The 10,961-nt window shown below is 53.2% G+C and carries 7 protein-coding genes; 3 read left to right on the top strand and 4 right to left on the bottom strand.

Annotated features, from left to right (window positions below):
* The first annotated feature begins 258 nt into the window (after positions 1-258).
* Together IE092_RS13430 and IE092_RS13425 are read left to right on the top strand one after the other, a co-directional pair.
* Positions 259-1,293 (top strand): DUF3667 domain-containing protein, encoded by a 1,035-nt coding sequence (locus IE092_RS13430; protein ID WP_189357702.1) that lies wholly within the window; start codon positions 259-261, stop codon positions 1,291-1,293.
* A gap of 44 nt (positions 1,294-1,337) precedes the next feature.
* Positions 1,338-1,961, top strand: coding sequence for a hypothetical protein (locus IE092_RS13425; RefSeq protein ID WP_189357701.1), 624 nt, complete (start codon positions 1,338-1,340; stop codon positions 1,959-1,961).
* 137 nt (positions 1,962-2,098) lie between these two features.
* Here the strand turns inward: IE092_RS13425 and IE092_RS13420 are convergent, their stop codons facing one another.
* Positions 2,099-2,473 carry a TraR/DksA family transcriptional regulator gene (locus IE092_RS13420; protein ID WP_189357700.1) on the bottom strand — a complete coding sequence of 125 codons (375 nt, stop codon included), beginning with the start codon at positions 2,471-2,473 and terminating at the stop codon, positions 2,099-2,101.
* Between the two features lie 94 nt (positions 2,474-2,567).
* The gene (locus IE092_RS13415) at positions 2,568-3,812 is read right to left on the bottom strand and encodes a sensor domain-containing diguanylate cyclase (RefSeq protein WP_189357699.1); all 1,245 of its coding nucleotides are present in this window, start codon (positions 3,810-3,812) and stop codon (positions 2,568-2,570) included.
* Positions 3,813-4,064: 252 nt separating this feature from the next.
* Here IE092_RS13415 and IE092_RS13410 point away from each other — a divergent pair, with 252 nt between their 5' ends.
* Positions 4,065-5,732: an alkaline phosphatase family protein gene (locus IE092_RS13410; protein WP_229793167.1), complete on the top strand. Its 1,668-nt coding sequence runs from the start codon at positions 4,065-4,067 to the stop codon at positions 5,730-5,732.
* A 394-nt stretch (positions 5,733-6,126) separates the two neighbouring features.
* Here IE092_RS13410 and IE092_RS13405 read toward each other — a convergent pair whose 3' ends face one another.
* Together IE092_RS13405 and IE092_RS13400 are read right to left on the bottom strand one after the other, a co-directional pair.
* Positions 6,127-7,668, bottom strand: a complete 1,542-nt coding sequence (locus tag IE092_RS13405) for a POT-type proton-dependent oligopeptide transporter (protein ID WP_189357698.1) — start codon at positions 7,666-7,668, stop codon at positions 6,127-6,129.
* A gap of 95 nt (positions 7,669-7,763) precedes the next feature.
* Positions 7,764-10,961, bottom strand: coding sequence for an efflux RND transporter permease subunit (locus IE092_RS13400; RefSeq protein ID WP_189357697.1), 3,198 nt, complete (start codon positions 10,959-10,961; stop codon positions 7,764-7,766).

Genomic DNA, 10,961 nt, shown 5'->3' with positions numbered 1-10,961 from the left:
CACATTTATTGGCTGTTGATTGTTAAAGAACTGTATTCTTTTCTGCTATCGCTGCGAAGCGTTGTGTTCGTCAGCAGCAGAGAAGCGAGATTATGAAGAAACGCGGGACGTATGTCAACAACCTTCAGCAAAAAAGCTGTCAAACACCAGTTTTCTTTACCGCATTACAACAGAACACAGCAAACATTGAAGGGTGATTGTGCATAGATCACAATAAGACCGCTAAAAAACGCTTTCTACGATTTTTCAGGAGTCAAAGTGCCGTCACCTCAACTTGATACCGATCTGGTCGCAGCAGCGATCATTGCGGATGACCAGCGGGCATCATCAGAACATACACATCACGGGAGTTGCCTGAATTGCGGTGCGACGCTGGCGGGAAAGTATTGCCACGAATGCGGTCAGGTCTCTCATTTACACCGTTCGCTGTTTCATATTGCTGAAGAACTGCTGCACGGTTTATTTCACTTCGACACAAAGATGTGGCGCACGATACCCGCATTGTTTTTCAATCCGGGGAAACTGACGCGAGAGTATATTGATGGCAAACGTGTTCGCTACGTCGCACCGCTGCCACTTTATCTGTTTCTGATTTTTCTGATGTTCTTTGTCTTTTCGATGACAGCTCATTTTTCGGGGCATGACGAAAAAGAGCCCGCAAGCGATAAGGCCGTCGTCAGCGATGCGAGTCAGAATAAATCAGCAAGATCAGATAAACCGGCCGCGCCGGCATCTTCGGCTGCCTCCACGGTAAGTAGCTCTGTTGAAGATGACAAGGAGAATGTGACGACGCACAGCAATCCTGAAATCGCAGCGATTCCTAAAATTGTTGCCGATCTGGAAAGTGATTCCGAGATATATAAAAACACGCCGAACTGGCTGCAGGAAAAACTGAACCACGCCGCAGCAAACCCGGAGCTGGTGATCTACAAGATGAAAGGCAGCGCTTCAAAGTTTGCATTGCTGTTGCTTCCGCTGGCATTACCGGTGATGTGGCTGTTATTTCCATTCAGTCGCAAACATCTGATGTTTGATCACTGCGTGTTTATTCTGTACTCGCTCAGTTTTGCTGCCTGTGCCATGATGATTTTGTCACTCATGTCATTAGCCGGGTTCGCCGGCACCGGATTTATGCTGGTCAGCCTTGCCATGCCCCTGCATATGTACAGACAGTTAAAAGGCGCGTATTTACTAAGCCGCTTTCACGCTGTTTGGCGCACCGTCGCACTGATGTTAGCTGCGTTTATCTCCCTGGCATTTTATGCGACTGCTTTACTTGCTTTCAGCCTGTAAGCAGATCCTGCCAATCTATCACCCACTACAAACGGAAATAAAAAATGAAAACTAAAATGATCGCAGCATTTGCACTGTTGACCGCTGCCATGATGAGCAATACTGCGATGGCGCAACAGAATTATCTGGATGAAATTGCACAGCGTGCATGTACCTGTGTGGATAAAGTGAAGACAAACGGCGCAGGCGAAAATGAAGTTACATTGCAGATGGGGATGTGTCTTTTGCAGTCAGTTGGCCCGAATGACCGCGACAAACTGATGAATGATTACAAGGTCAACATCAATGATCCGCTGAAAGATGGTCAAAGGACTGGCGCAATCATTGGCGCAAGAATGGCGGCATTCTGCCCAGCTACACTCCTGAAAATGACCAACTTTGTAAAAGAACCCGGCGCTGGCAGCAGCGTAACCGGCAATATTATCAAGGTTGACTCTGACGGCTTTGTCACGTTTTCGGTAAAAGAAAACGCCGGTAATACGCAAAAATATGTCTGGCTATTCCCGACTAAAGGCGGACTCGATCTGCCAGCCATGTATAACAGCATGACAGGCAAAACCGTGACATTGAAATACGAAACGAAAGACATCTTCGATCCGCGCATCGGCGATTACCGTCAGATTCGCATCATCACCCAAATTACTGAAGGGTTTGCGAAAATTCAGTAATCAAAATTTTTACAGGCGGGCGATGAAGTCGTGCGCTCATGGCAAAAAGGCAGAGAAACTCCGGTTTCCCTGCCTTTTTGCTTTTTATTTTGGCGTATTCAGTCAGGTGCCTTAACGCGGCCGAACCGCCATCGGAATTACATGGTGGAATGCGTGTTCAGATGCAGACGGCGGCCATCCGCTTCCAGCTCGCCCTGACAGCGTATGCAGCGTTCTGCAGTTGGCTCCACTTCCAGACGGGCGAACGGAATCGTTTCGCCGCATTCCTTACAGACATCCGCAATGTTTTCCGCCATTCTTGCAGATGCACGCTGTACTGCCTCCCATTCTGCATGCTGATGCAGATACTGTGACATTGCATCGTGCTGCAGAGTATCGTCAATCGACGCATCGCCGATTTCGACATGGGCAAATTGCGCAGGGTCGCGGTGTTTCAGTTCTTCCTGAATCCGACGCTTCATCGCGTCGAGTTTCTGTTTCAGGGCGTCATATTGTGCACTGGTCAGTGTCATTGTTACTCCGTAAGTGATGATCGGTATGGCACCAATTTACTCCTGAGTCACATACTGAGTTTGATGCTGCGCAATTCCAGCGTGCAGCACAGTATCAGATGCAGCGCGTCTGATCCCGGCCGTCATGTTTTGCCAGATACAGTGCGCGGTCGGCGCGCTCCATCAGTCTTTCCAGCTGACGGTCTTCCGGCTGATTCGCACTGATACCGATACTGACGGTCACACTGAAGTTGGCACCTTCATCATCAAAAAACCGCAATTGTGAAATACGGTGACGAATACGTTCTGCAACAATGCCGGCGTGCTCCGCGCTGGTGTGCTGCAATAAAACACAAAACTCTTCGCCGCCGAGACGACCGAATAAGTCGATTTCACGCAATTCGCGTTTTACCTGCTCGGCAAAACGTACCAGCACCTGATCGCCGACGATGTGGCCATGTTCATCATTGACGGTCTTAAACAAATCAAGATCCAGCATCAGCATGCTGACGACAGTACCGTAACGCTGTGCACTGCGGAATACGTGATCGGCGTGTTCGAGGAAGGCGCGGCGGTTTTCGATATTCGTCAGCGCATCGGTGGTGGCCAGACGTTTCAGCTCCTGTTCCATTTCCAGACGCTGACTGACGTCGCGGAAGATGCCTTCGATACCGGCAAATTTTCCTTCGTCATCCAGAATCGCCTGGCTGTTTAAAGAGATATCGACAATACGGCCGAACTTACTGCGCATTCTGGCCGGAAAATCCGTCACGCGACCATGCTGCAGAATGCGCTGGACATACGCTTCACTGTCCGTATCTTCGGTATAAAAACGGCGTACGTCTTCGCCCTTCAGTTCCTCGGCGCTGTAACCGAGCATGGCTTCAACGGATGGGCTGACCTGCACCAGCATGCCGCCCACATCGGTGCGATAGTACACATCCTGCATATTGGTAAACAGGCGGCGGAAATTGTGCTCGCTTTCACGCATTTGCGCATCCAGCGCTTCATGGTCCGTCATGTCCAGCCCGGACACCATCAGCGCATCGCGGCCTTCATGCTGAAAGGCACGACTGCTCAGTAACACCATGCGGTAAGCACCTTTGACGGTACGGATACGGAATTTCGCCGCCGGATTCACGAAAGACTCCCCCTCGCGGCGGGCTCGCGCCTGTGAGCGCGGCTGATCGAGCGGATGCACAAAATCCGACAGCTCGCGGCCTGTCAGTTCACTCAGATCCTGCGCTTCCAGCAGATTCAGTGCTGCCTGATTGGCTTCTTCAACCCGCCCGTCCACCGCAATGATCACGGCGGCAGGCAGAATGTCATTGAACAGCTGGGATTGCGGTATGAGGCTCAAGAGACACCTGTGTGAGTAGAAATTATGCAGAGATCATTGTAACCCTTGTCGCGGCATTGGTGGCAGTCCGCGAAACCGTAAATGCCGGAATCTGACGCTGTTTCACTCACCTGACATAAAGCGCTGGCAGGATACGCTTTGCAGGAATTTTGCAGAAGCATGGTCAAGCCCGCACAGTTGCAATATCATCCAGTGCCGGGTTTTGCTTTGCATGACACCGTCCATATTGGCCCAACTTTTTTCGGAATCCACATGAAGAATTTTCGCAGAACATGGCTGTCTGCCTTTGTCAGCCTGATCGTGATGACACCGGCGCTGAGCGTAGTCGCCGCCGATAAAACCGCAGTCGTTAAAGACAGCAAACCTAAGCTGGTGGTGGTGCTGGTGGTCGATGGTTTGCCGCAGGAACAGATCGTCCGCTACCGCGATCAGTTCGGTGAAGGCGGTTTGCGTCGTATGCTGGATCAGGGTGCCTGGTACAGTCAGGCACATCAGGCGCATGGCGTCACGCTGACGGCGGTTGGTCACTCTGCGGTGCTGACCGGCGCGTATCCTTACCAGCACGGCATTATTGCCAACGAATGGGTGGATAAAAACACGCTGGAGCAAATGTACTGCACCGAGGACAAAGCCCACACTTATATCGGTGAAGAAACCAAAAAAGGCGCGGGAACGTCTCCGGCCAATCTGCGCGTTGCCACAGTCGGCGATGAATTACGCTACGCCACCGGCAATCAGAGCAAAGTTGTGACCGTGTCCGGTAAAGACCGTGGCGCGATTCTGCTGGCGGGTAAAACCGGTACTGCCTACATGTATATGAGTAAAACCGGCCGCTTCGCCAGCTCGACTTACTATATGCAGCAACATCCGGCATGGGTCACCAAATACCATGAAGGCAATCCGCAAAACCGTTTCTACGGACAAGCATGGAAACCATTACTGCCTGACAGCGCTTATAAAAATGATGTGCCGGACAACATGGTCGCCACCGAAGACAAAGGCATGCCAATCACTTACGGCAGCTCTTCCGGCAAAGAAGACGCCGAATACTATGGCAAATTGCTGACCGGCCCGTTTGTCGATGAAATGACACTGGACTTCGCCCGCGCCGCAGTTGAAGGCGAACAACTCGGCAGCAATCCGGCCGGTGTGACCGATATGCTCGGCATCAGCCTGTCCAGCCATGATTATGTGAACCATGCTTTCGGCCCGGAAAGCCGTATGTCGCATGATCACTTACAACGTCTGGACCGCATGCTGGCGAAATTCTTCAGCTATCTGGATAAAAAAGTCGGCCTGAACAATACCATTGTGCTGCTGACTGCCGACCACGGCTTCCCGAATGTGCCTGAGATTTCAAAAACCATGCAGCGTGATGCCGGTCGTGTTGATGGCAAGGCGCTGGTAGATGACGTGAATCAGGTGCTGCTGAAGAAATTCGGTGTGGACAAACTGGTCAGCAAATGGTCTGGCCCGACCATGCTGCTGAACTATGCGCTGATCGAAGAAAAAAATCTGAAAGCAGCTGACGTGGAAAACGCTGCGTCAGCCTTCCTGCTGACCCGTCCGGGCATTGCGCAGGTATTCACCCGTACCCAGCTGGAACAGGGCGCCCTGCCGGATACCCGTCTGGGCAAGCTGATGCAGCGCGCATGGCACCGCCAGATTTCCGGTGATCTGATGCTGGTGGCCAAGCCTTACTGGTATTTCGGTTCCGGCAAATCCGGTACATCGCACGGTTCGCCGTATGCGTATGACACCAATGTGCCGCTGATGATCATGGGCACACCGTGGATTCGTCCGGGCTATTACAGCCAGTACGCCGAAGTGGTGGATATTGCACCGACACTGGCGCATATCCTGCAATTGCGTCCGACGGCAGCAGCCGATGGCCGCGTGCTGACAGAGGCGCTGAAGTAATCCTGTCGTTGCTGTTCCGCTGGCAGCATTCTGCGGAACCGGTGACAACACATAACGGGCTGGCACTGACCAGCCCGTTTTGCATTCTGATCCGTAACCGGCGCAACAAGCACCAAAGATCACGTTGTTTATGCAGAGATCGTCATTTCCATTTTCCGGAGGCCCAGACTTTCTGCCGACGACCGCCGGATCGCTGTGCCGGACTCCGCATTTGAGGCATTTTCGGGCAAAAAAACGGCTTTGCGGACGCTGTACCGGCCTCTTACGCAGACTGCATGTGATGACACAGTATCTGTCGAAGTCAGTCGCCATAAAAAAACGCTGCCGGTCAGGGCAGCGTTTTTGTTTTCCGTCAGCGGCGGGCTGTATCAGCCTTTGCCGCAGCAGCCGGTACTCAGGCTGAACGGTAATTGTTTTGCATTTTGTAGGTACGTGCGTACAGGGCAAACAGGAAAGCTGCCAGCAGCGCGAAGCCTGCAAAGAAGAACATCTGGAATGCGGTCACGCTGATGCCAGTCTGCTTGATTTGCTCGGTCACTGCCGGGCTCTTCACGCTGGAGTTCGACAGCAGCACCCACAGGTTACCGATGGTCACAGACAGGTTCCAGAAACTCATGATCACGCCTTTCATCGCCAGTGGTGCCTGGCTGTATGCGAACTCCAGACCCGTTGCCGATACCAGCACTTCACCGAACGTCAGCAAGGCGTATGGCAGAATTTGCCAGACGATGGAGATGGCATCGCCGCCGTCAATCGCCAGCTGCATAAAGCCAACCACAATCCATGCCAGACCGGAGAAGGCAATGCCCAGACCCATGCGGCGCAGCGCAGTCAGTTCGATACCCAGTTTTTTGAACAGCGGGAACAGAATCAGGTTATTGAACGGGATCAGAATCATCACCAGCGCCGGATTCAGCGCCTGCATTTGCGCAGACTGGAACCACTCCGGTTTGGTCATTGCATCTGCCTGCAATACCCAGGTCGATGCTTTCTGATCAAACAGGGACCAGAACGGTGTCACCAGCGCAAACACCACCAGAATACGCAGCACGGAACGCACGCCGTCCACGGCTTCATCAGGATGGATGCCGCGCGCTGTTTCCAGCTGCATCCAGGCACCGATACCACCGAAGCCCAGCACCAGTACCAGCGCCAGACAGAATGACGCCACGATACCGATCGCAGGAATCAGCGTCAGCGAAGCGACTGCCGCGATCATACCGATCACAGCGATACCGGTACCGGCACCTTTATGATCAAACAAAGCGGTACGCACCACGTTCAGGAAAGAATGCGGATTCTTCGCGGAAATCGGTACGTGTACATATTTTTTACGGCCGGACCAGAAAATCACCGTCGCAATGAACATCAGGATGCCCGGAATACCGAAGGCGACGCTGGCACCGAATTTCTTCAGGAAAATCGGCATCAGCAGCGATGCAAAGAAGGAACCGAAGTTGATGATCCAGTAGAACGCATCAAACACTTTTTGCGCCAGACTGCGGTTGCTCTTATCGAACTGATCGCCGACAAACGATGACACCAGTGGTTTAATACCGCCGGAACCGAGTGCAATCAGGAATAAGCCGAAATAAAACCCGTTGATATTATTTTCAAAAATCGCCAGACAGGCATGGCCGCAGCAGTACACCAGACTCAGCCAGAAAACGGTGTTGTACTTACCGAAGAAACGGTCAGACAACCAGCCACCCAGCAGCGGGAAGAAATACACGCCGATCACGAAGGTGTGGAACACTTCTTTTGCCATCGCTGCGCGTAAATGCTCAGGAATCGACAATAAAAGGCTGGTGATCAGGAACGGTGTCAGGATATTGCGCATGCCGTAAAAGCTGAAGCGCTCACACCCTTCGTTCGCAATAATGTACGGGATCTGTCCCGGCATCTTAGGCTTGGTCTGCCCAGTGGTGTCTGTCATCTGTCTCTCCGAGTTAAACATTTTATTTTTTCCGGACCTGCATAATGCTGTCCGGCGTTACGTCAAACCGGCTGCCCCTACAGCCGGTTTGTCTTTCAGGATGCCTGTCTGCGACCGGTCACCGCTCTGAAAATGCTGCGTGGCAAACGCCACAGGAAACGCAGTAAAGTCAGCGTTGCCAGTACTTCCAGTCCGGTCAGCACAAAGGCAACACCGGTATTCCAGCGTTGTTCACGACGATGGAATTTGGCGATCATGCGGTCGCGCGCAATTTCCACACCATCGTAGAACGTCGGCACGACCAGCAAAGTCAGTAACGTGGAAGTGATGGTGCCGCCGATAATCGCAATCGCCAGCGGACGATAGAATTCACCGCCCTCACCCAGCCCCAGCGCGACCGGCAGCATACCTGCAATCAGCGCGAATGTCGTCATCAGAATCGGACGCAGACGCTTGCGGCCCGCCATCATCAGCGCATCTTCGCGATCCATGCCTTCACGTTCCAGTTCGCGCGCGCAATCCAGCAACAGAATCGCATTTTTCGCAACCAGCCCCATCAGCATGATGATGCCGATAAAGCTCATCAGGTTCAGCGTGCCATTGGTCAGTATCAGCGCCAGCACCACACCGATCAGACTCAGCGGCAGCGATACCATCACCGGCATTGGCGCAGTGAATGAGCCGAACTGCATGACCAGAATCAGATACATCAGACCGATACCCATGATCAGCGCGATCAGCATTTCGGTGAACAACTCTTTCTGATTACGCGCAGCACCGCCCAGCTCCAGTGCATAACCGGCCGGGAAGCTCATTGCTTTCGCGATCTTCAGCGCATCCGCCGTTACTTCACCGGCAGAACGTCCCTGCGCATTCGCAGATACCGACACCATACGTTTACCGTCATAGTGCTGAATCTGCGACGGGCCTTTACCCATAGTGATGCGTGCGATTTGTTCCAGCGGCACCAGCCTGTCACTGCCGGTCACGGTGACTGGCAGGGATTCGATATTGCTCAGGCTGACGCGGTCGGAAGGTTGCAGACGTACCGCGACATCGCGGGTTTCACCAGTCGGGTCCACCCAGTCGCCGACTTCCACACCGGCGAATGCCACACGCAAGGCCTGCGCTGCATCATTGGCGGAAATGCCCAGATTATTCGCCAGACCACGGTCTAACTCGATCTGCAATTCATCTTTCGGTGCCTGTTCCGACAAACCGATATCCACCGCACCCGGTACCTGACGCAGCTTATCCATGAATTCATTGGTCAGCTCCAGCAAGCGGCGCGCATCCGGGCCGGAGAACTGAATCTGCACCGGCTTGCCTCCGCCATTGTTCAGGTCATCCTGCACCACATATTCCGCACCGATTAACGTGCTGACGCGCTGACGCAGTTCAACCGCGACTTCCTGCGCAGAACGCTTACGCTGGGTACTCTTGCCGATATCCACATACACACGGCCGCCATTGATATTCACGGTGGCATTGGTGGCTTTCGTCTCCGGCAGGGTTTGCGCCAGCTCCGCGGCTTTCGCCACTTTCAGACGCGAATATGCCAGACTGGAACTCGGCGGCGTACGGATGTCCACGAAAATCGTGCCGTTGTCTGCCGTCGGCAGGAAGGAAGAACCGCCCTTATAAGCATGCAATACCAGCGCACCGACCAGCGATGCCACCGCGATGGCACCCATCGATTTACGGTGATGTAAAGCCCACGCAATCACGCGGCCATAACGGTCGGCCTGATGATCGAACCAGTCATTGAAGCGGCTGAGTGCCAGGCTGATGCCTTTTTTCGGCGCATGATGATGTCCCGGCGGATCACCCCAGTACGCAGACAGCATCGGGTCCAGTGTGAAGGAAATAAACAGACTGACCAGCACCGAAGTCGCCACCGTCAGCGCAAACGGACGGAACCATTCACCCGACACACCCGGCATAAACGCCACCGGAATGAACACTGCCACAATCGAGAATGTGGTCGCCGCCACTGCCAGACCGATTTCCTGCGTTCCTTCAGAAGCCGCAGTACGGCGGTCTTTGCCCATCTCCATATGGCGCACAATGTTTTCACGCACCACAATCGCATCATCAATCAGCACACCAATCGCCAGCGATAAACCCAGCAAGGTCATGAAGTTCAGCGTGAAGCCGCACAGCCAGATCGCGATAAACGCTGCAATCACCGACGTTGGCAGACTCAGCGCCGTAATCAGTGTGGAGCGCCAGCTGTTCAGGAATACATACACCACAAAAATCGTCAGTACCGCACCGAAGATCAGCGATTCAATGACGTTGTTCAGACTGCTTTCCGCATCCTTACCGCCATCCTGCGTCACTTCCAGTTTGGTTCCCTGTGGCAGGGTTTTATTGATTTCCGCCACCAGCTCACGTACTTTTTTCGCTACCGACACCGTACTTGCATCACGCGAACGGGTGATGGAAATACCGACGTTAGGATTGCCGTTGCGCATGCTGTAACCGCCAAGCTCTGCAAAGCCATCCTGAATTTCTGCGACCTGCGCCAGACGCACGATTTCATTGCCGCGACGCTTAATCACGATGGACTGAAATTCCGCCGGCGAACCGATGCGGCCGATCAGACGAATATTCTGTTCACGCAACTCACCTTTGACTTTACCGACCGGCGCGGTGGTGTTTTGCGCGCGTACTGCTGCCACGACTTCTGCAACCGACACATTGAATTCGCGCAGTTTTTGCGAACTGATCAGGATGCTGAGTTCACGCTTCAGCGAACCGTTGACCGTGACTGTCGCCACGCCGTCAATGCCACGGAATTTATCCGACAATTCATCTTCTGCAATCCGCGAAATTTCCGCATGGGTTTGCTGACTGGCGGATAAAGCCAGCTGCATAATCGGTTGCGCCGACGGATCAATCCGCTGCAGCACAGGCTCGCGCATTTCCACCGGTAATTTATAGCGAACCGCCGCAATCGAATTGCGTACCTCGTCCGCCGCTTCCACCATGTTTTTCTTGAAGTTAAAGAAAATCAGGATGCTGGCATTGCCTTCACTGGCAGTCGAAGTCAGGCGGTCAACACCGGAAATGCTTTGCAGCGATTTTTCAATCCGGTTGATGATTTCGCGTTCAACTGTTTCCGGCGATGCGCCCGGATACGGCACATTCACTACCAGCAGCGGTTGTTCGACATCCGGAATCTGGTTGACCTTGAGTTTTTTCAGCGCCAGTAAGCCAAATGCCATCAGGGCGATGATGATCACAATCATCGCCACCGGACGTTTAATACTGAAATCGGAAAGGAACAT

This window comes from Cognatundibacterium squillarum, from assembly GCF_014652435.1.
In the GTDB taxonomy this organism is placed as follows: domain Bacteria; phylum Pseudomonadota; class Gammaproteobacteria; order Burkholderiales; family Burkholderiaceae_D; genus Undibacterium; species Undibacterium squillarum.
Note: the sequence above shows the minus strand (reverse complement) of the source record. Positions and strands in the feature narration are given on the sequence as shown.

Excerpts from the sequence above, each read along its gene's own strand:
- IE092_RS13400 (WP_189357697.1), bottom strand. The coding sequence starts at position 10,961 with ATGTTCCTTTCCGATTTCAGTATTAAACGTCCGGTGGCGATGATTGTG.
- IE092_RS13410 (WP_229793167.1), top strand. The coding sequence starts at position 4,065 with ATGAAGAATTTTCGCAGAACATGGCTGTCTGCCTTTGTCAGCCTGATC.
- IE092_RS13425 (WP_189357701.1), top strand. The coding sequence starts at position 1,338 with ATGAAAACTAAAATGATCGCAGCATTTGCACTGTTGACCGCTGCCATG.
- IE092_RS13420 (WP_189357700.1), bottom strand. The coding sequence starts at position 2,473 with ATGACACTGACCAGTGCACAATATGACGCCCTGAAACAGAAACTCGAC.
- IE092_RS13405 (WP_189357698.1), bottom strand. The coding sequence starts at position 7,668 with ATGACAGACACCACTGGGCAGACCAAGCCTAAGATGCCGGGACAGATC.